Source organism: Cupriavidus necator, assembly GCF_016127575.1.
Taxonomy (GTDB): Bacteria; Pseudomonadota; Gammaproteobacteria; order Burkholderiales; family Burkholderiaceae; genus Cupriavidus; species Cupriavidus necator_D.
The window spans coordinates 2,564,875-2,583,611 of record NZ_CP066019.1; the positions used below are offsets into that span (position 1 = coordinate 2,564,875).

19 protein-coding genes are annotated in these 18,737 nt (G+C 69.6%); 7 read left to right on the forward strand and 12 right to left on the reverse strand.

Going from position 1 to position 18,737, the window contains the following annotated elements; genetic code table 11:
- Positions 1-3 precede the first annotated feature (3 nt).
- Positions 4-1,050, reverse strand: coding sequence for a ubiquinone anaerobic biosynthesis protein UbiU (ubiU, locus tag I6H87_RS30500; protein ID WP_174549461.1), 1,047 nt, complete (start codon positions 1,048-1,050; stop codon positions 4-6).
- Between the two features lie 267 nt (positions 1,051-1,317).
- Here ubiU and I6H87_RS30505 point away from each other — a divergent pair, with 267 nt between their 5' ends.
- The gene (locus I6H87_RS30505; RefSeq protein WP_010810649.1) at positions 1,318-2,475 is read left to right on the forward strand and encodes an NAD(P)H-dependent flavin oxidoreductase; all 1,158 of its coding nucleotides are present in this window, start codon (positions 1,318-1,320) and stop codon (positions 2,473-2,475) included.
- A gap of 88 nt (positions 2,476-2,563) precedes the next feature.
- Here the strand turns inward: I6H87_RS30505 and I6H87_RS30510 are convergent, their stop codons facing one another.
- Positions 2,564-3,862 (reverse strand): hypothetical protein, encoded by a 1,299-nt coding sequence (locus I6H87_RS30510; RefSeq protein WP_011617795.1) that lies wholly within the window; start codon positions 3,860-3,862, stop codon positions 2,564-2,566.
- A 342-nt stretch (positions 3,863-4,204) separates the two neighbouring features.
- On the opposite strand from I6H87_RS30510, the gene I6H87_RS30515 reads away from it, so the two are divergent.
- The 4 genes from I6H87_RS30515 (at position 4,205) to I6H87_RS30530 (ending at position 7,589) form a co-directional block, all read left to right on the forward strand.
- Positions 4,205-6,229, forward strand: coding sequence for a type IV pili methyl-accepting chemotaxis transducer N-terminal domain-containing protein (locus I6H87_RS30515; protein ID WP_011617796.1), 2,025 nt, complete (start codon positions 4,205-4,207; stop codon positions 6,227-6,229).
- Positions 6,226-6,882, forward strand: coding sequence for a response regulator (locus I6H87_RS30520; protein ID WP_011617797.1), 657 nt, complete (start codon positions 6,226-6,228; stop codon positions 6,880-6,882). Before I6H87_RS30515 ends, I6H87_RS30520 begins: the two co-directional genes overlap by 4 nt.
- A gap of 200 nt (positions 6,883-7,082) precedes the next feature.
- Positions 7,083-7,241: a DUF3309 family protein gene (locus tag I6H87_RS30525; protein ID WP_010810653.1), complete on the forward strand. Its 159-nt coding sequence runs from the start codon at positions 7,083-7,085 to the stop codon at positions 7,239-7,241.
- 159 nt (positions 7,242-7,400) lie between these two features.
- Complete coding sequence (locus I6H87_RS30530; RefSeq protein ID WP_010810654.1) at positions 7,401-7,589, forward strand: DUF3008 family protein; 189 nt, start codon at positions 7,401-7,403, stop codon at positions 7,587-7,589.
- Positions 7,590-7,666: 77 nt separating this feature from the next.
- Here I6H87_RS30530 and I6H87_RS30535 read toward each other — a convergent pair whose 3' ends face one another.
- From I6H87_RS30535 to I6H87_RS30545, 3 genes are all read right to left on the reverse strand, one after another.
- A complete protein-coding gene (locus I6H87_RS30535) occupies positions 7,667-8,386 on the reverse strand; it encodes a ParB-like protein (protein WP_011617798.1) in 720 nt (239 codons plus the stop codon).
- Entirely contained in the window at positions 8,370-8,804 is a 435-nt protein-coding gene (locus I6H87_RS30540) for a hypothetical protein (protein ID WP_010810656.1), read from the reverse strand. Before I6H87_RS30540 ends, I6H87_RS30535 begins: the two co-directional genes overlap by 17 nt.
- 172 nt (positions 8,805-8,976) lie before the next feature.
- Positions 8,977-9,834: an SDR family oxidoreductase gene (locus I6H87_RS30545; protein WP_010810657.1), complete on the reverse strand. Its 858-nt coding sequence runs from the start codon at positions 9,832-9,834 to the stop codon at positions 8,977-8,979.
- Between the two features lie 324 nt (positions 9,835-10,158).
- Here I6H87_RS30545 and I6H87_RS30550 point away from each other — a divergent pair, with 324 nt between their 5' ends.
- Together I6H87_RS30550 and I6H87_RS30555 are read left to right on the forward strand one after the other, a co-directional pair.
- Entirely contained in the window at positions 10,159-11,226 is a 1,068-nt protein-coding gene (locus tag I6H87_RS30550) for a BON domain-containing protein (protein ID WP_011617799.1), read from the forward strand.
- Positions 11,227-11,233: 7 nt separating this feature from the next.
- Positions 11,234-11,869, forward strand: coding sequence for a ParB-like protein (locus I6H87_RS30555; protein WP_010810659.1), 636 nt, complete (start codon positions 11,234-11,236; stop codon positions 11,867-11,869).
- A 47-nt stretch (positions 11,870-11,916) separates the two neighbouring features.
- Here I6H87_RS30555 and I6H87_RS30560 read toward each other — a convergent pair whose 3' ends face one another.
- The 7 genes from I6H87_RS30560 to I6H87_RS30590 form a co-directional block, all read right to left on the reverse strand.
- Positions 11,917-12,783 carry an alpha/beta hydrolase family protein gene (locus I6H87_RS30560; protein WP_011617800.1) on the reverse strand — a complete coding sequence of 289 codons (867 nt, stop codon included), beginning with the start codon at positions 12,781-12,783 and terminating at the stop codon, positions 11,917-11,919.
- Entirely contained in the window at positions 12,770-13,963 is a 1,194-nt protein-coding gene (locus I6H87_RS30565) for a DUF3182 family protein (RefSeq protein ID WP_011617801.1), read from the reverse strand. Before I6H87_RS30565 ends, I6H87_RS30560 begins: the two co-directional genes overlap by 14 nt.
- A gap of 54 nt (positions 13,964-14,017) precedes the next feature.
- The gene (locus tag I6H87_RS30570) at positions 14,018-14,587 is read right to left on the reverse strand and encodes a low affinity iron permease family protein (RefSeq protein ID WP_011617802.1); all 570 of its coding nucleotides are present in this window, start codon (positions 14,585-14,587) and stop codon (positions 14,018-14,020) included.
- A gap of 521 nt (positions 14,588-15,108) precedes the next feature.
- The gene (locus I6H87_RS30575; RefSeq protein WP_011617803.1) at positions 15,109-15,582 is read right to left on the reverse strand and encodes a PRC-barrel domain-containing protein; all 474 of its coding nucleotides are present in this window, start codon (positions 15,580-15,582) and stop codon (positions 15,109-15,111) included.
- Between the two features lie 86 nt (positions 15,583-15,668).
- On the reverse strand, positions 15,669-16,043 hold the full coding sequence (locus I6H87_RS30580; protein WP_011617804.1) for a hypothetical protein: 375 nt from the start codon (positions 16,041-16,043) through the stop codon (positions 15,669-15,671).
- Positions 16,044-16,244: 201 nt separating this feature from the next.
- A complete protein-coding gene (locus I6H87_RS30585) occupies positions 16,245-17,051 on the reverse strand; it encodes a sensor histidine kinase (protein WP_011617805.1) in 807 nt (268 codons plus the stop codon).
- A 140-nt stretch (positions 17,052-17,191) separates the two neighbouring features.
- Positions 17,192-18,592, reverse strand: coding sequence for a sigma-54-dependent transcriptional regulator (locus I6H87_RS30590; protein ID WP_010810666.1), 1,401 nt, complete (start codon positions 18,590-18,592; stop codon positions 17,192-17,194).
- Positions 18,593-18,737: the final 145 nt, after the last annotated feature.

The following is an 18,737-nucleotide window of genomic DNA, read 5'->3' on the forward strand; positions in this document are numbered from 1 at the left end:
GTGTCACCGCCACGGCCGGTCATAGGCGCCTTGCGTGACCTGGTCGCCTTCGGCATGGCGCCCCAGCGTGCTCTGCCACTCTTGCCGCGGCACGAAGCGTGCCGGATCGGCGCAGGCCGCGTCGATGGCCGCGCGCAGCACACCGACCACATCGCCCACATAGCGCGGGCTGCGCTGCCGGCCTTCGATCTTGATGGCAGCGATGCCCATGTCGATCAGCGCCGGCAGCAGCGACAGCGCATTGAGGCTGGTGGGCTCTTCCAGCACGTAGCCGCGCTCGCCCTCCACCTCGAAGCGGCCCTTGCACAGCGTGGGATAGCCGGCCGGCTCGCCCGGCGCATAGCTGTCGATCAGGATGCCCGACAGCCGCGCCTGCATGGTGCCGTCCTGCTCGGTCCAGCGCACCGCGTGCGCGGGCGAGCAGACGCCCTTGTTGTTGGGCGAGTCGCCGGTGGCGTAGGACGACAGCAGGCAGCGCCCCTCGGCCATCACGCACAGGCTGCCGAAGCCGAACACCTCCAGTTCCACGCTGGTCTGGCGCGCCAGCTTGCCGATCTGCGCCAGCGACAGCACGCGCGGCAGCACCACGCGGCGGATATGGAAGCGCTCGCGCATCAGCTCGATGGCGTCGGCGTGCGTGGCCGAACCCTGCACCGACAGGTGCAGGCGCAAGCCCGGATGGCGCTCGCACGCATAGTCCATCAGGCCGGCGTCGGCCATGATGACCGCGTCGGCGCCAAGGTCCGCCGCCGCATCGACCGCGCGCTGCCATTGGGCCACCGCGCCCATCTGGGCAAAGGTGTTGATCGCGAACAGCACCTCGGCGCCGCGCGCGTGGGCTTCGGCCACGCCGGTGCGGATGTCGGCCTCGGTAAAGTTCAGGCCGCCGAAGTTGCGCGCGTTGGTGGCATCGCGCAGGCCCAGGTAGACCGCGTCGGCGCCGTGCTGCAGCGCCATGCGCAGGGCCGCCAGCGAACCGGCGGGCGCAACGAGCTGGGGCCGGCGCGGCACGTTCGCCGCGGTGGATGGAGCTGGGGAGGCAGGGGTCATCGGTGATGGCGCCGGCGGCGGCGCGAAGATGAAGACAGCCGCCGATGCTAGCCAAGCGCTTGCAGCAGGGGCTTGACCGCGCGCAAACCCACGCCAACCGCACACCGCCCGCGCCGGCCTATGCCGGTCGGCGTAGGCCGATGGCAGGCCACCACCGCGCGCTTGACCTGCGGCAAACGCCGGCACGTGCCGCTGTGCCACGCTTGCCCGGTCATCCACGCGGCTGGCCGCACGCCGGCCCCGCGCCCATCCTCTTCCGGAGATTTTATGAATCAACCCTGGCTCAAGCTGGCCGGCCGCCGCCTGCTGCCCATCGTGCAGGGCGGCATGGGCATCGGCATCTCGGCCCACCGGCTGGCCGGCGCCGTCGCGCGCGAGAACGGCGTCGGCACCATCGCCAGCATCGACCTGCGCCACCACCACCCCGACCTGATGGAACGCACCCGCGGCAGCCGTGACAAGCCCGCCATCGAAGCCGCCAACCTCGAAGCGCTGGATCGCGAGATCCGTGCCGCGCGCACGGCGTCCGAGGGCCGCGGGCTGATCGCCGTCAACGTGATGAAGGCGGTGGGCTCGCACGCCGCGCTGGTGCGGCAATCCTGTGAAAGCGGCGCCGATGCCATCGTCATGGGCGCTGGCCTGCCGCTGGACCTGCCCGAACTGACCGCCAGCCACCCCAGGGTGGCGCTGATCCCGATCCTGTCCGAGGCGCGCGGCATCGGCCTGGTGCTGCGCCGCTGGATGAAGAAGGGCCGCCTGCCCGATGCCATCGTGGTCGAGCATCCGGCCCATGCCGGCGGCCATCTGGGCGCGGCCAGCATCCAGGACCTGTCAGAGCCGCGCTTTTCGTTTTCGCGCGTGCTGGCCGAATGCCGCGAGCTGTTTGCGCAGCTCGGGCTGGCCTGGGACAGCATTCCGCTGATCCTGGCCGGCGGCATCGACAGCCATGCCAAGGTGCGCCACTGGCTGGGCGAGGGCGCCGCCGCGGTGCAGCTGGGCACGGCCTTCGCCGTGACCGAGGAATGCGATGCCCACCCGGCCTTCAAGCAGGTGCTGGCCACGGCGCGGCCCGAGACCCTGCGCGAGTTCACCAGCGTGGCCGGGCTGCCCGCGCGCGCCGTGCTGACGCCGTGGCTGTCGCGCTACCTGTCGAGCGAGTCGCGGCTGCAGCGCCGCGCCAGGCCGCGTGAATGCCTGGAGGGCTTCGACTGCCTGCAGGCGTGCGGGCTGCGCGACGGCATTGCCCGCATCGGCCAGTTCTGCATCGACCTGAAGCTGGCGCAGGCCGTGCGCGGCGACGTGGAGCGCGGCCTGTTCTTCCGCGGCCGGGGTGCGCTGCCCTTCGGCGAGGCGATCCGGCCGGTGGCGGAGCTGATGCACTATCTGTTGACGGGGGAAAAGCCCGCCGGGCTGGCGCCAGCCTGACGGCAACAGCTTCAGCAATCTGAGCGAGCCAACCCGCAAGGCCGGCAAGTGCAACGGGCGCCGCACACCCGCAGCAGGAAAGACTTTGTCAGCAATCTGAGCGCGGCGGTAATCCGCCGCGCTTCTTCATCTCCCGCATGCATCGCAACGCTCCCAGCAGTTGCCACCCCAGCCACGCATTGGCGCCCGCCAGCAGCACGCCGCCAGCACGGGCCAGCGGCGCCGGCGCCAGCGGCACCGCCAGCAGCAGGACGTAGGCAGCCAGCAGCAGCCATGCCTGCCGCCGTTGCCGGCCCGGCACGATGATGGCCTGCATGGCCGGCACCCGCGCGCGCGGCGGCAGCAGCCGGCGCAGGTGCAGCCAGGCCAGGAACGGCACGATCTTGCCGAGCATGGCCGTGACCGGCAGCACGCCCACGCCGACCAGCGCCATGGTGCCGGCCCACCATGCCAGCGGCAGCCCGGTGGCGGGCAGCACCACGGCCGCCGCCCCCAGCAGCGCCGCGCCTGCCATGCTGGCGCATGCCACCGGCCAGAGCAGCCACAGCGGATCATGGCGCCGCCGCGCGCGCAGCGTGCCGGCCAGCCCGCATGCGCCCACCACCGCCACGAACGCCAGCCACACGAGCAGCACGCCATACGCCAGCGCACGGTGATCCGGCCACAGCATTGCCGCGGCGCTGAACAGCGCCAGCGGCAACCAGTGCGCCATGGGCAGCCAGCGCCCGATCGCCGCCGGCAGGCGTGGCACCTGCCAGAACATCGGCAGCACGGTGGTGGCCACGCCGGTCACCAGCGCCGCCAGCCAGCCGCCCAGCACCCACGCCATATGCAGGCCGAGCCAGCGCGCCACCGGCACGCGCCACCAGCCGCCGAAGGCGCCGGCCAGCACCATGCCGCACAGCACCGCGACCATCAGCGGCGCGCCGATGCCGGCAAGGGTGCGCGTGGTGGCATCCACTGCGGCCACGCGCCGGCCCGCAGCCAGCAGGATGGCCCCGGCCAGCAACGGGATCACGGCCACGGCCGCAGCCGCCTGCATCGCCACAGGCTCGCCGCCGAGCAGGCCAATGCCCAGGGCAGTGGCCACGCCCGCGCCGGCCGCGGCCATGAACGGCGCAAGCAGCCCCGCACCCGGCACGGCCACGCCGGCCACCACCGGCATCATCTGGAACAGCGCGCCCACCATGACCGGCAGCAGCATGCCCAGCGCCAGCACATGCACCGCCACCAGCGCCAGTGGCGCAAAGCGGTCCGGCAAGCCGCCGGGCGGACCGGCGGCAAGCAAGACTCCCGCCGCAGCACCAAGCCACGGCGCCGGCATCAGGCAGCCGAACACCACGGCCAGGCGCGGGGCGCGTTCATAGTCGAAACTGGCTGCCTTCACGCCTTGCTTCTCCCCATCAATGTTGGGACCCGATGCTAGGCTAGGGCAGGTCGTGGGGATTTGACCGCAGATAAGTCCGACGATGTATCCCCGCGCCATGCGGTGGAGCGATATGTCACGACGTGACAGGCCTGGTGTGTGGGCGGTATTCCCCGCAAATGACAAGCCGATGCGCCGCCGGCCGCACATGCCAGACGCCGAAGCCGGGTTTTCTTGATCTGGCGCAGGAAGCCCCGCGTGCTGCGCAGGGAAAATTGCCCTCGATGCCAGCGCGCAGCCATGCACGCGCCGGCCGCCGGGCCACCACCCGGCTTCCCCCGACTGGTAGCCCCCGATACCGCCATGTTCCGAACCGATCCTCCAGCCGCCAGCGCCGCGGCGGACTTCCGCGCTGCCGGCCTGTCGGCGCTGCGCGACCGCCTCTCCACCCGCATCATCTCGCTCTCGCTGGCCGTGCTGCTGGTGGTGCTGGGCATGATTGCCGGCACGCTGTGGCTGTCATGGAAGCTGGAGGGCGCGGGTGCCGCCATCAATGACGCCGGCAGCCTGCGCATGCGCGCCAACCGCGTGGCGATCGAACTGACGCTGGCGCAGGCGCGCCAGGACAATGCACTGGCCGAGCAGGTGCAGGCGCTGGACGCCACGCTGGCCCTGCTCAGGAAAGGCGACGCGGCGCGCCCGCTGTTCCTGCCGGACGAACCCGCCATCCATGCCCAGATGACCCGTGTCACGCAGGGCTGGCAACAACGTCTGCGCCCGCTGGCGGTAGCCGGAACGGGCGAGCACGCAGCGCCGGCAAGCTATATCGCCGCACTGCCCGGCTTCGTCGCGCAGGCCGATCGCCTGGTTGGCATGATCGAGCATGACAGCGCGCGCAAGACCGACTGGCTGCGCTTGTCGCAGATCGCGCTGGCGGCAATGGCCTGCGTCGGCACCGTGGCCGTGATCTACCTGCTCTACCTGTGGATCATCCTGCCGGTGCTGCGGCTGCAGGACGGCCTGCGGCGCATGGCCGCGCGCGAGTTCTCGCTGCGCCTGCCGGTGGAAAGCCGCGACGAGTTCGGCACCCTCAGCGAAGGCTTCAACCGCATGGCCGGCGAACTGCAGGGGCTGTACCACGACCTGGAGACGCGCGTGGCACAGAAGACCGCCGAGCTGGAACGCCAGAACCGCGACCTGGAGACGCTCTACGACATGGCCGCCTTCCTGAACCAGGCCGCCGATGCCGAGGCCATGGCGCGCGGCTTCCTGGAACGCGTGATGCGCCAGTTCGATGCCGATGGCGGCAGCGTGCGCGTGCTGGACAGCCGCCATGGCAGGATGCACCTGCTGGCAGCCGCCGGCCTGCCGGCCGCGCTGGCAGAATCCGAATCCTGCGCGGCGGCCAACGCCTGCCATTGCGGCGACGCCACGCGCGAGGCCGTGGTCGCCATCGTCGACCTGCGCGCGGCGCAGCGCCAGGGCGCCGCCGGGGATGCCACGCCCTGCAGCCGCAACGGCTTCCAGTCGCTGGCGGCCTTCCGCATCGAAAGCCAGCGCGGCGCCACCGGCGTGTTCGCGCTGCACTTCCGCACGCCGCGCGCGCTGCCCCCGTCAGACCGCCAGATGCTGGAAACACTGGGCCAGCACCTTGGCACCGCGCTGGAACACCTGCGCCTGTCCGCGACCGCGCGCCAGCTGGCGGTGGTGGAAGAGCGCAACCTGGTGGCGCAGGGCCTGCACGACAGCATTGCCCAGGGCCTGAACTACCTGAACCTGCAGGTGCAGCTGCTGGACGCCGCGGTCGAACGCGACGACCTGGCCGAGACCCGTGAGATCGTGCCGATGCTGCGCCACGGCGTGGAAGAGAGCTACCAGGACGTGCGCGAACTGCTGAACAACTTCCGCTCGCGGCTCGGCACCGGCGAGCTGCGACCGGCGGTGGAAGAGACCGTGGGCCGCTTTCGGCGCCAGTGCCGCACCGAGGCCACGCTCGCCATTGACGAGAGCGGCGGCGCCTGGCCGCTGGCGCCGGAGCAGCAGCTGCAGGTGCTGTTCATCCTGCAGGAGGCGCTCTCCAATGTGCGCAAGCACGCCATGGCGGCGCACGTGGCGGTGGCGCTCAGCCACGGCCGCGATTTCCGGCTGGTGGTGCAGGACGACGGCGAGGGCTTCGATCCGGAGGAAATCGCCACGCGCGCCGAAGCGCATATCGGCCTGAACATCATGCGCGAGCGCGCGGCGCGGCTGGGGGCGCAGCTGCACGTGCAGGCCCGCCCCGGCCACGGCGTGCGCATCGAACTGGTGCTGCCCGCCGGCCGCTCTTCCGGCGCCCGCGAGTTCGCCGACACCCGCCCCGCCCCCACGACCACCGAGACCCAGCCATGACCATCCGCATCCTGCTGATCGACGACCACACCCTGTTCCGCTCCGGCATCCGTGCGCTGCTGCAGCGGCAGGCCGACTTCGAGATCGTCGACGAAGCCGCCGACGGCGTGGAAGGCATCAAGCGCGCCAAGCAGCACCGTCCCGACGTGATCCTGCTGGACCTGAACATGCCCGGCCTGTCCGGCCTGGAGGCCCTGCAGCTGCTGGTGGAAGACCTGCCGCGGACCGCCGTGATCGTGCTGACCGTGTCCGAGGAAGCCGAGGAACTGGCTGCCGCGCTGCGCGGCGGCGCGCGCGGCTACCTGATCAAGAATATCGAGACCGAGGCGCTGATCGCCGGCATCCGCCGTGCCGCGGCCGGCGAGCCGGTCATCTCCGACAGCATGACCGCCAAGCTGGTGGCCCAGTTCCGCGCTCCCGCACCGGTGGCCGCGGCGCGCCAGGACGAAGCGCCGCGGCTGACCGCGCGCGAGCGCGAGATCGTGCAGGGCCTGGCGCGCGGCGAAAGCAACAAGGAGATCGCGCGCGACCTGGGTGTGGCGGAAAGCACGGTGAAGATCCACGTGCAGAACATCCTGAAGAAGCTGAACCTGGCCAGCCGCGTGCAGGTGGCCGTCTATGCCGTCGAACACGGGCTGAACGCAGCGTTCTGAACGCGGCGCAGTGGCCGCCACGACAGCCCTGCATGTTGCGCGTCCGGCACCCCAACGTCGTCCGATTCCTACAGCGATTTCAGCCCTAGTCCGGGGGGACGCCGGCGCCCCCTGATCTAGGCTGAACTGTAAGCAGTTGGCTCTCCGAGGCCACCCGGTCCGGAAGCCCGGCTTGCCAGATCCACAACAAGGAGCACGCCATGGGAATCGGCACCATTCTCCTGATCATCCTTATCCTGCTGCTGATCGGCGCGTTGCCGGCCTGGCCCTACAGTTCCGGCTGGGGCTACTGGCCTAGCGGCGGCCTGGGCCTGATCGTCCTGATCGTGGTGCTGCTCGTGGTGCTTGGCCGGATCTAGCGTTCCCGGCCAGCCTGCGGGCAACGCACGCCGGCTGGCGCACGCAGCGGCGCCAGCGCGGGGCTACCCTTGTCGCTGCCGCGCCGGCGCCCTATAACGAAGCGCGGGCGTGTGCCACCGCATCGCCCGGTTCCTTCCCCCATTTGCAAGGAGACCCAGATGCCAGCCAAATCCAAGGCGCAACAGCAGGCCGCGGGAGCGGCGCTCTCCGCAAAGCGCGGCGAAAAGAAGGCCGGATCGCTCAAGGGACCTTCCCGCTCGATGTATAAATCGATGAGCGAGAAGGAACTCGACAAGATGGCTTCGACCAAGACCAAGGGCATGCCGAAGCACAAGTCAGACAGTTGATCGGCAAGCTTGCTCACTCTCCCGCCCGTGGGCGAGCGAGCAAGCCCAAGCGGGCTGCCAGGGCCAGCCACCACCTGCTATCTGGCACCGCCCTTCTTTCCCCCGACCCTCCCCCTCGCCGGCCCGCCGCAATAGCCGGGCAAACGTCTTGCCCGGGTGCTGCGCGCCAGCCGGATCGACTCCGCCAGCGCCAGCCCGAATCCCGCAACGCTGCCCAGGTCCTGTTCCACCCGCTCGCGCAGGAAGGCGGCCCAGGAGAAATCGCCGGCAGCGCTGCCAGGCTTGCGGTAAGCCCCGGCCTCGCGCGCAAAGGCCGCCAGGCTGCGATAGGGATCGTCGCGCATGCCCCGCACAGTGGGCGGCAGCGCCTTCGGGCCCAGCAGCTTGCCGTGCTCGTCGTAGGGATGGACATGGCCGAGACGGCGCATCCGTTTCCAGAACGCCGACGGGCTCAGGCGGCTGAAGTCATGCAGCACGCGCACGGGTGCCTGCTCGTAGCCGAGATCCAGCCACGCCCGCGCCCAGTGATGGTGATCGATGATATAGAGGCTGCCGCCCGGCCCGGCCACGGTCTTGACGCGATGGCGGCGCATGAAGCGCCGCAGCGCCGCGTGGTCGTCCGGGTTCGCGTGGCGCTGCGTGACATCCATCTTGTAGCTGACGTGGGCATAACCGAGCGTCAGCTGGGTCGGGCGCAGGCGAGCCAGTTCGGCAACGGCGTTGCCTCGCGCGCTGCGCGGCGTGCCTGGTTCAGCGCTGTCGGCTGCGGCGACGCGGCGCTCAGTCGTTCTCGGCACGCTTCTGGTCGACGAAGTGCTCAAGCTCGCTGCCCGGGTCTTCGTTGCCGGTGCTCTCTTCGGCAACCGCCTCGCGTGCGAGCGGGCGTGGCCAGTACTCACCCTCGCCGCCGCGTATGGGCTCGCCGTGGCGGGCGGGATTGAAATCCGTCCACTGGCCGCATTCCCAGTTGCCTTGCGCGCATTCCAGTGCGCTCGCCCCGGCTTCACGCAGCACGTCCACGGCAACGGAATCGAGGCCGTTGTTGACGCATGCCGCCAGCATGACGCGGTCCACCGCGCCGCTTTCCGGCGCACTGTCCGGCCCCACCGACATGATGGATACGTCCCACACGGAGAAGCCGCGCGAGAACAGGGTACGTGCCACGTCTTCGGCGCTGGCAATCGAATCGAAACGTCCGGCTACGATCGATGACATGATGACTGACTCCCATGATGGTGGCGATGGTCATGACTGCTGTCATCCACATTGCAAGAGCCACGCCTGCGCCTGCTGTGCGGCACGCCGCGCGCACGGCCTGCATGGCGCGCACGCCGGCGTGCAATATTTGCAAAGGCGGCCCCGGAACTACATGCCCCGCCCTGGCGCCTCAGCCGTTGACGACCTCGCCGCCGTTGATGTGCAGGATCTGCCCGGTGATATAGCTGGCCGCGTCGGACGCCAGGAATACAAAGCCCGCCGCCACCTCGAACGGTTGTCCCGGGCGGCCCATCGGCGTCTTCTTGCCAAACTCGGCCACTTCCTCCGCGGTGAAGGTCGACGGGATCAGCGGTGTCCAGATCGGGCCCGGCGCGACGCCGTTGACACGGATGCCGCGCTCGACCACCTGCAGCGCCAGGGAACGCGTGAACGATACGATCGCACCCTTGGTGGCGGAATAATCCAGCAGGTGCTTGCTGCCGCGATACGCGGTCACCGAAGTGGTGTTCAGTATTGACGCGCCCGACTTCAGGTGCGGCAGCACCGCGCGCGTCAGGTGGAACATCGCAAACACATTGGTGCGGAAGGTGGCCTCCACCTGGCTGGCGTCGACCTCTTCCAGCGAGGCCTTGGAGTGTTGCTCGGCGGCGTTGTTGACCAGGATGTCGAGCTTGCCGTACTGCTGCAACGCCTGTCGCGCCACGGCCTCGGCATGCGCGCGGTCGGCGAGGTCGCCGGCGATTGCCAGGCATTTGCGGCCCGCCCCCTCCACCAGCTCGACGGTCTCGCGCGCATCGGCATGCTCATCGAGATAGGCGATGGCGACATCGGCGCCTTCACGCGCAAAGGCCACCGCAATGGCCCGGCCGATGCCGCTGTCGCCGCCGGTAATCAGCGCCGCGCGCCCGCGCAGGCGGCCGCTGCCGACATAGTCGTCAGCGCCGCTGTCCGGCTGCGGCCGCATGGCGGACTCCAGGCCAGGTTGTCGCGACTGGTGCTGGGGCGGGATGCTGGTCGGTGTGGACATGGCTGGCTCCTGTCTGCGCGGCCGCATCGCGGCCCTTGCAGGTGCCGCGCAAATTCCATGCCGCAAACGGCGAGCCCGGGCCACGCCGCGGCCCGCGGCCGTGGCTGACACGCCGCCCGTAACCCTTACATCGCCCGGCAATCCTTACAGCGATCCGGGACGGCCAGCCCGCCTGGCCCCCGCGCGCGCGTCGGGGCACGGATATTGCGGCCATTGCAGGCATGAACATCACCGGCCCGGCGCGCCTGCGGCGGTTGCCGCACGGGCCCGCCGCACCTGGCAGTGCGGCGGAGGACGCCCGGGCCCCACAGCCAGGAGGCAACCATGTTCAACTTCCGCAACGAGCGCAGCCGCAGCGGCCCCCGCAGCGGCAGCGAAACGCAGCGCCGCGAGCGCGGCCCGGCGCAACGGACGCGCGACCAGGGCCGGGGCAGCGGCTCGGAGGACTGGGGACAGGAATGGGGCGAGGACTGGCGCGGCGACAGCAGCGGCCAATCCGCGCCTCCGGGCCGCGAACGCGAGTCCGATCTCCATGGCGGCCCGTGGTACCAGCAGGGCACGCCTGCCGGCCAGCGCCGCGGCAGTTGGGGCGAACCGGGCTATGGCGCGGCCGACACGGGCGGCACCGGCCATCCGTACAGCAGCGGCTATGGTGGCTACCGGCCGGCCCCGCAGGACAGCGGCTACCGCAGCGAAGAACGCGAATCGGGCTATGGCTACCGCGATGAAGACCGCTTCGGCCCGCGCGGACGCCGCAGCGAACTCAGCGATGAGGATGACCCGCGCCAGCCTGGCCGCGGCTGGCACGGTGGTGAAGAAGAATGGGGTGAACGCGGCGGCCGCGCCATGCACTGGCGCGAAGGCATGGAACGCGACCGCGCGCAGCGCGCCGGGCAGCCGAGCTATGGCGGCGGCTATTTTGGCGATGCCGGCAGCGGTGGCCAGTCGTACAGCGGCGGCCAGCGTGTGTACCCGGATGATCCGGGCTACCGGCGCCACGCGTCCTATACGGCGCAAGCGGGAGCGCCAGGCGGCCAGCGCGCCGGGCGCCGTCCGGTCGGCCCCAAGGGCTACCGCCGCGCCGATGAGCGCGTACGCGAGGATGTGTGCGAACGCCTGGCGATGAACCCCTATGTCGATGTCCACGATGTCAGCGTGGAAGTGGCCAACGGCGTGGTGACGCTGGACGGCACCGTGCGCGAGCGCCGCGAGAAGTACGTGATCGAGGACATTGCCGATGCCGTGTTCGGCGTCACCGAGGTGAATAATCACCTGCGCGTGCAGCGCCAGCCGGGCGCCGCGTGGGCGGCGGGCTCCGAGGTCGGCGGCGACGATGCGGCCGGCACCGATACTTCGGGGATCTCGCCTGAGCGCACGCTGAACAAGAGTTGATGCGCCCATGCGCCGCCAGCCTCGCAAGCTGTGCCCGGACAGCAAGCTGATGGTGCCGCTGGATGCCCTGCGTCCCACCCAGATCACGGTAGGCGGCTACCACGTCGCGCAGAAGGTCCATGTCACCCGGCGCGTGCCACCGGAGGACCGCGCCGCGTTCCTGGACCGGCACCGCGTACACCTGGTGATCGGTCCGGAACAGGCCCTGTACGTGGTCGATCACCATCACTGGGTGCGCGCCTGGCACGATCTGGGGCTCACCCATGTGCCGGGCGTGGTGCGCGCCGACCTGAGCGACATGGACGTGCCGGCGTTCTGGCGCCACATGGTGGCCGAGCACATGGTCCACCCTTACGACGAACACGGGCGCCGCCGTCCGCTGACGGAACTGCCTGCCGGCATCCACGACATGCGCGACGACCCGTATCGCAGCCTCGAGGCCTTCGTGCAGCTGGCCGGCGGCTATCGCAAGGTCAAGACCGCCTATATGGATTTCCGCTGGGCCGACTATTTCCGCCGCCACGTGGCGGGCCCGTTCGACACCCCGCATCACTTTGCCATCGCGCTGGCGCAGGCGTTCCGGCTGGCCCACGCCGCGGGCGCGCGCGGCCTGCCGGGCTACATCGGCCCATTGGGGTGCTGAGCCGGTTCAGCTGTCCTGGCCTGCTGCCATCGACATGGCGCAAGCCGCTATTGGGCGCCGGATACCACCGCCGGCACGCTTGCGGACTCGGCCTGCGGCATGCCCGGCTCGCCGGTGGCCGCCTGCGGTGCGGGCCGCTCCGCGGGCCGCTCGGCGCGCTCGGCGCTGACCGGGCCGGCGCGCGCGACGGTGATCATCTCGCGCAGCCAGTTGACCAGCAGGCTGCTGTAGCCGCGCTGGCTTTCCTCTTCCGTCAGGCCGTGGTCGGCACCCTTGATCACGCGGTAGGTCATGGAGCTGGCGTGCACGCAGGCATCCACGTAGCTCATCACCGCGGCGTGCGGCACCACCTGGTCGTGCTCGGATTCGATCACCAGCACGTCGCCGGCAAATTCCGCGCAAGCGCGCAGGGCGCGGTTGCTCTCGGGCGGCACCACGCTGCGCCGGTAGGCCACCAGGTCCTGTTCGCGATGCAGCTGGCGCTTGGGCAGTTCCCAGCCCGAGTCCATGTACAGCGCCGGCGCGCGGAACGCCATCCAGCGCACCTGGCGCAGCGTGCTCAGCAGCGCAGCCAGGTAGCCGCCGTAGCTGCTGCCCACCACCGCGATGGCGTTGCGGTCCACTTCGGGCTGGCGCACCAGCACATCGTAGGCGGCCACCACGTCGGCCAGGTTGCGCATGCGGCTGACGGTCTCGTATTGCGCCTGGGTGCCGGCGTGCCCGGTCAGGTCGAAGGTCAGGCAGACGCAGCCCAGGCCTGCCACCTTGCGCGCGCGGGCCAGGTATTGCTGCTGGCTGCCGCCCCAGCCGTGGACAAACAGCACGCCCGGCAGCCTGGTTTGCGGGCTGATCAGGGTGCCGGCAATGGTGCCGCCTTCGCTTTCTATCTGCAGCAGGTCTTCATGCGTTGCCATCGGAATCAGGCTCCAGTCGTGCGTATTTGGTCAACGGACCAGCGTGCCGGTCTTCTCCCTGGAAGTAGATCTCGGCGTCGTCCGGCACGCGCACGCCCTTGCCATAGACCTCGCGCGTGGCAGCCACCACGCGGGCGCGGCGCGGATCCTCGCGCAGCGCAGCCAGCGCCGCCAGTTCGGCGCCGGTCGCGCCGCCCACCCGCCAGGACTGTTCCAGCACGCCCCCAAGCACCTGCCCGTGGCCGGCGCTGCCCGCGGGCGGGCCGAAGGCGACGTCGTAGTTGCAGCGCGACAGCACCATGTTCCCGGCATCGCCATAGCACGCGAGCGCGGCTTCGTGGTACACCATCGCGGCCCGCACCGCGGCCAGCGTGCGCGCGTCGAACGGGTGCCGCAGCAGCGCCTCGAGGCCGCCGCGCACCATCGTCAGCGTCGAGCCACCATAGACCTTCTGCCCGTGGTTGTTGGCAGTGAGCCCTTGCGTGCCGCAATAGCTGGCCCGCAGGCCCGCCAGTTCCACCTGCCCCACGCTGTAGGTCTGCGGCGCGTCCAGGTCGCGCTCCGCCACCAGGCCATGGGCTTCCACCACGTCGGGCGCCATCGCGGCAAGCGCCTCGTCCAGCGAGCGTTCGTCGTGGACCACGCGCTGGCCCAGCCCGCCGACGCCATACGGTTCTTTCAGCCGTACCGGCCCCAGCGCCAGCAGGCGCATTGCCGCAATCCGCGCGTCGCCGAGCGTGAAGGCGGTGAAGCCCGGCAGGGTAGCGCCCACCACGCGCTGCACAAAGTCCTCGGACCAGCCCTGCGGTGCTGCCGCGCCGGGTGCCACGAGGCCGTGCGTGATCGCCTTGGTGGCCACGAAGGCGTAAGGCACCACCCCGCCAAACAGGTCGCCCGCGCCCCGCACGCCGAGGTCCTGGGCCAGCTTGCGCCCCACCAGCGTCTGCGCGGGCACCAGGTACGGCACAGGCAGCCCCGCATCAGGCGCGGCGTAGGCGCCTGCAAAGGTGAGACCCGCGATGTCGGCGACCTTGCGGGCAATATTGGCAAGGGTCGTGCCATGGTGGCTGTCGGCCTTGCCCAGGGTCTCGCAACCGTAGACCATCACCGCGCGGCTGCGCGCCGGCAGGTTGCCCGGGGCGGCGCGCTTTTGATTCGTTGCCTTGCTCGGTTCGGACACGGGCGGCTCCTTGCTGGTGGCTGTCGCTCGATGGAATGGAAGGGGCCGCATGGGCTAAGAGCTGGGTGCCACGGTGGGTGAGCGGCTCCCGGCATCGCTGCCGTCCAGCCGGCGCCCGCGCGCTGCGCGCGCCTGCCGCTTGGCGGCGTGGTTCTCGCGCGCCTCGTCCAGCGAATGGCTCGACTTGATACCGTCTTCCTTGTCAGCCAGCTCGGCCAGGTGGCGATAGAAGGTCACCAGCTGGCGCAGCTCTTCCTCGTCCAGGTCCTCGATCGACACCAGCATATTGCTGGCTTCGCGGTGCGAGGCGAGCAGTTCATTGAGCTTCAGGTGGACCGCGACCGCGTCCTTGTTCTGGCTCTGCTGAATCAGGAACACCATCAGGAAGGTGACGATGGTGGTGCCGGTATTGATGACCAGTTGCCAGGTCTCGGAATAGGAAAACAATGGGCCGGTGATGGCCCACGCGGCCACCACACCGACGGCCAGCACGAATGCGATCGGCGATCCGGCCTGGCGCGTGGCCGCGCCGGCGAAGCGGTCAAAGGCATGCAGCACGCCGGAATGCTTGCCGGACCCGGGTCGATGGTCAATGGCTGGCGGGATTGGGCTGGAATTGTTCATTGTTGGCGCTCCCACAGCGTGTGGCTGTTTGTGACTGGCGTCATTTGGTTGGTTTTTTGGCACTTGGCAAGCGCTGCTGTTTCGCCGGCGTAGCCGGCGAGTTACTTTTTGTCCGAGCGACAGAAAATAACCAAAGAACGCGTCGCCTATGCGGCTGGCAATCAGTTCCACGGTGTTGGTGGTACGCACGGTGCTGCTTGCCGATTGGGCGTGGTTGCCCGTTCGACCCTGCTACGCCATGTGAGTCAGTGACAGTGCCTGCGTTAACCCACTATTGAACGATCCCCATGCAGGGCATAGGCCGCCTGCTGCCAGCCATATCGCGGGGACGCCTACGGCTGCTACGCAGGCCCAAAATGCGTTGACGGTCATTGGGCGCTTGCGCGAAGCGCAGCCGAAGGCGTTGATGCGATGTCGCTTGAGAGCGCGGGCCACCGCCCGACTCCGGCGAAACAGCGGCGCTTGCCAAGAATGACGAGCGACCGCATGGCGCCAACCCAAGAGCCAACGCCCACTCCTCATCACCTCCTCTTATCATCCCAAGGGTCATACCGATCCGCCTCCCAATAAGGCGAAATCCCGTAATACTGGTGAATGCTGGTCGCCCACTGCGAATCCGCCATGCTGGGCCAGTGGTCCTTGTCAAACCCCGGCGCGGCCTTGAGCCGATCCCTTTCAACACCAAGCACAAAACACTTGCGCCGCGTATCGAGCGTGAGCGCCGACCACGGCAAGGCGAAGAGTTTTTCACCAATGCCAAGGAAGCCGCCCATGGCCAGCACCGCGTAGGCCACGCGCCCACCCAGCACGTCGATCATGATGTGGTCGATGGTGCCGATATCGTCGCCGGCGGGGTCAACCACCTTGTTGCCCTCGAGCGTGTCGGCTGCCATCACGAATGGGCCAGGGCCCGGGGAATCGCGGTCGATGCCGCCGACGATGGATGCGCCGTGCGGCGGCCGTTCTTCAGGGGGCTCAGGTTGGACTCGGGTCATGGCTATCTCCGTTTGGCGGGCCGCGGCGCGGGGCCCTGGGTAGAATCCCGCCGCGGCACCTGGACTCAGGGTTGCGGAAATGCGCTTCAGCGCTTGCTGGCCGACCCCTTGCGCTGGCCGGCCGGCTTGGCGCCCACGGGCTGCTCTTCACTGCCCCGTTTGAGCTTCCAGTCGACATCGTCGCGCGCGGTCTGCGTCTTCTTCTCGGCGTGCATGGCTGCGCTCGGCGAGATCGGGTCGCTGGCCGGGAACGTCATCTCCAGCGAGTCGTCCACGGCGGCCTGGTAGGTCTTGGCTTCCTTGCCCCGTTGCTTGTCGCCTGCGGCGGCCTTGCTGCCTGCGTGGGCCTTGCCCGCGGATGGCCCGCTCATGCGGGCAGCCAGGGACTTGTCGGATTTCGCGCCGGACGGCTTGTGAGCAACCTGCGCGGCCTTGTCGGATTTGCGGCTGGCTTTGGGCATGGTTGTACCCTCCTTGGTTGGGTCATTCATCCATGCAAGGCGCGGGCCAGAAACGGGAAAGGACAGGAGAGTGGCGGGGGAGCGGTGCGGGCGCTGCCGTGACGCCGCAGGTATGGCAAGTGCAACCAGGGCCGGCCGGCAAGCGCTACGCGTAGCGCACGCGACAGGCCGGTAAAAACTACATGAATTCGCGGCGCCGCTTCAGGCGCTCATGTGGCGCGGGAACCTGACGGCGATGCAAACCCTGATCCGGTCGTTATCGCAGCCATCGCTTTCCGCGCTCAGCGCCGCCCCGTGCATTTCGACCATGCGGCGCGTCAGCAGCAGCGCGCTGCTCTGCCGGGCCGGGGTCGCGCCGTCCGGCGCCGCCCGGCGCCCGAAGAAATCGGTCAGCGCGGTCAGCCGGCTGGCGCTGCGCTGCTGGTCCAGCGGCGGGCTCTCGGTAATGCGCAGCTTCACGTGATCCGGCTCGCTCAACACCTGCACGCCGACCGAGCCGCCGGCCGGCGCGCGCCAGATGCAATGCACCAGCAGGTGCCGCAGCAGCGGGGCCAGCCGCTCGGCGTCGCCATCGATCAGATAGGCTGCTTCCGACGAATCCGCCGCACCGTCAGTGGCGACCGGCGACAGCAGCACGCCACGGGCTTCGGCGGTGGGACGCCGGTCGGCAATGGCCTGGGCCGTGAGCGCCAGCAGGTCCAGGCGCTGCCAGCGCGGTGCGCTCTCGTCGGCCAGCAGCCGCACGGCCTCTTCCATCTCCTCGATCAGCGCCAGCTGCTGCTGCATGCCGAAGCGAATCCCGTCCAGCGCGCGCTGCGCGGGCGCCGGCATGGTATCGAAGGCACGGTCCAGCACGTAGGCCCAGCTCTGGATGGCGTTCAGCGACGAACGCAGGTCATGCGCCGATTGCTCGATCAGCGCGCTCACCTCTTGCACGCTGCGCACGGCGCCGGCCGGCGAGGAAAGCGGAGCGTCCGGCATCGCGGATTGCGGGGGGTGCTGCGTCATGTGCGGCTCGGCATTGGCACGTCCCCGGCCGGATTGGCCGGGTTGTATGCGTTGGAGGAAGCAAGAAACGTGCTGCACAGGGCGCTGCGGCTCACTGGCACGGGCCCGATCCCCGCTAACGCAGGCGCTGCCTCACGCCATCAGCCGGTAGCCGACGAACCGGTGTCGTTGCGCGAGGCGCGCAGCCACTCTGGCAATTCGCCGCGGGCGGCATAATCTTCCAGCCGGTTGTACAAAGTCTTCAGGCTGATGCCGAGGATCTCGGCCGCGTGCTTCTTCACCCCCGCGCATTGCTCCAGCGTGGCGAAGATCAGCTGCCGGTCGGCATCGGCAAGGGACATGCCCACCGGCACCGACACCACCGCCGCGCCCGGCGCCTGCGTGGCCGCGACCTGCAGCGGCACCTGCACTTCGGTGATGAGGTCGTCGTCGGACATGATGAAGGCGCGCTGCACGAAGTTGCGCAGCTCGCGCACATTGCCGGGCCAGGCGTGCAGGCGCAGGCTGTCCAGCACATTGGGCGCGAAGCGGCGCTGGGTGCCCTGCTCGGCATTGAGCTGGTCCAGCATCAGGTTGGCGATCTGGATCACGTCGTCGCCGCGCGCGCGCAGCGGCGGCAGTTCTACCGGGAACACGTTCAGCCTGTGGAACAGGTCCGCGCGCAGCTTGCCGTCGGCCACCGCATCTTCAGGGTTGCGGTTGGTGGCGGCCAGCACGCGCACATCGGCATGGCATTCGCGGTTGGTGCCCACGCGCATGAAGGTGCCGGTCTCCAGCACGCGCAGCAGCTTGACCTGCAGCTCGGCGGGCATCTCGGTGATCTCGTCCAGGAACAGAGTGCCGCCGTCGGCGCGCTCGAAATAGCCCTTGTGCTGGCGGTCCGCGCCGGTAAAGCTGCCGCGCTCGTGGCCGAACATCTCGCTTTCAATCAGCGTGGGCGAGATCGCGCCGCAGTTGACCGCCAGGAACGGCTGCCGCCGCCGCGACGAGAGCTCGTGCACGGTCTGCGCGGCCAGTTCCTTGCCGGTGCCGCTTTCGCCGATCAGCAGTACCGTGGCTTCAGTCGGGGCCACGCGGGCAAGCTGGTCGTAGACCACCTGCATCACTTCGGAACTGCCCATCAGCCGGCCGAAACGGCCGTAGCGGCGCAACTCGCCGCGCAGCGAATGGATCTCGGCGCGCAACTCGCCGGTGGTGGCCAGGCGCCTGAGCACGGTCTGCAGCCGCGCCACGTTGATGGGCTTGACCAGGTAATCGGTGGCACCGGCGCGCAGCGCTTCGACCGCGCTTTCCACACTGGCATAACCGGTCGTGAGGATCACTTCGACGCCCGAGGCGCCAACCTCGTCGAACAGCTCCATGCCGTTGCCGTCCGGCAGGCGCAGGTCCGCCACAATCGCCTCCGGCATGCGCCAGCCGATCTGCAGCCGTGCCTCGCGCAGGGTGCCCGCCGTGGCGGAGCTGAAGCCTTCCATGGCCACGATCTCGGCTAGCGCGGCACATGCGTTTTCGTCGTCATCGACAATCAGGATGTGGGGCATACGATCCGTCAGTGAGACCTATTGGAAACTTGGGCGAAATCCGCTGGCGCCTCCGTTCGCGGGCCACGGCGGTCACGCTGCCGGGCTCGGGCACGCCCGCCGCCACGCTCCATGCAAGGCGTGGCGCGACAGGCACAGGGGCGGC

Coding starts and splice junctions, on each gene's coding strand:
- I6H87_RS30520 (WP_011617797.1), top strand. CDS start 6,226: ATGACCATCCGCATCCTGCTGATCGACGACCACACCCTGTTCCGCTCC.
- I6H87_RS30590 (WP_010810666.1), bottom strand. CDS start 18,592: ATGCCCCACATCCTGATTGTCGATGACGACGAAAACGCATGTGCCGCG.
- I6H87_RS30555 (WP_010810659.1), top strand. CDS start 11,234: ATGCGCCGCCAGCCTCGCAAGCTGTGCCCGGACAGCAAGCTGATGGTG.
- I6H87_RS30505 (WP_010810649.1), top strand. CDS start 1,318: ATGAATCAACCCTGGCTCAAGCTGGCCGGCCGCCGCCTGCTGCCCATC.
- ubiU (WP_174549461.1), bottom strand. CDS start 1,050: ATGACCCCTGCCTCCCCAGCTCCATCCACCGCGGCGAACGTGCCGCGC.
- I6H87_RS30530 (WP_010810654.1), top strand. CDS start 7,401: ATGCCAGCCAAATCCAAGGCGCAACAGCAGGCCGCGGGAGCGGCGCTC.
- I6H87_RS30540 (WP_010810656.1), bottom strand. CDS start 8,804: ATGTCATCGATCGTAGCCGGACGTTTCGATTCGATTGCCAGCGCCGAA.
- I6H87_RS30545 (WP_010810657.1), bottom strand. CDS start 9,834: ATGTCCACACCGACCAGCATCCCGCCCCAGCACCAGTCGCGACAACCT.
- I6H87_RS30550 (WP_011617799.1), top strand. CDS start 10,159: ATGTTCAACTTCCGCAACGAGCGCAGCCGCAGCGGCCCCCGCAGCGGC.
- I6H87_RS30575 (WP_011617803.1), bottom strand. CDS start 15,582: ATGACCCGAGTCCAACCTGAGCCCCCTGAAGAACGGCCGCCGCACGGC.
- I6H87_RS30525 (WP_010810653.1), top strand. CDS start 7,083: ATGGGAATCGGCACCATTCTCCTGATCATCCTTATCCTGCTGCTGATC.
- I6H87_RS30560 (WP_011617800.1), bottom strand. CDS start 12,783: ATGGCAACGCATGAAGACCTGCTGCAGATAGAAAGCGAAGGCGGCACC.
- I6H87_RS30515 (WP_011617796.1), top strand. CDS start 4,205: ATGTTCCGAACCGATCCTCCAGCCGCCAGCGCCGCGGCGGACTTCCGC.
- I6H87_RS30580 (WP_011617804.1), bottom strand. CDS start 16,043: ATGCCCAAAGCCAGCCGCAAATCCGACAAGGCCGCGCAGGTTGCTCAC.
- I6H87_RS30585 (WP_011617805.1), bottom strand. CDS start 17,051: ATGACGCAGCACCCCCCGCAATCCGCGATGCCGGACGCTCCGCTTTCC.
- I6H87_RS30570 (WP_011617802.1), bottom strand. CDS start 14,587: ATGAACAATTCCAGCCCAATCCCGCCAGCCATTGACCATCGACCCGGG.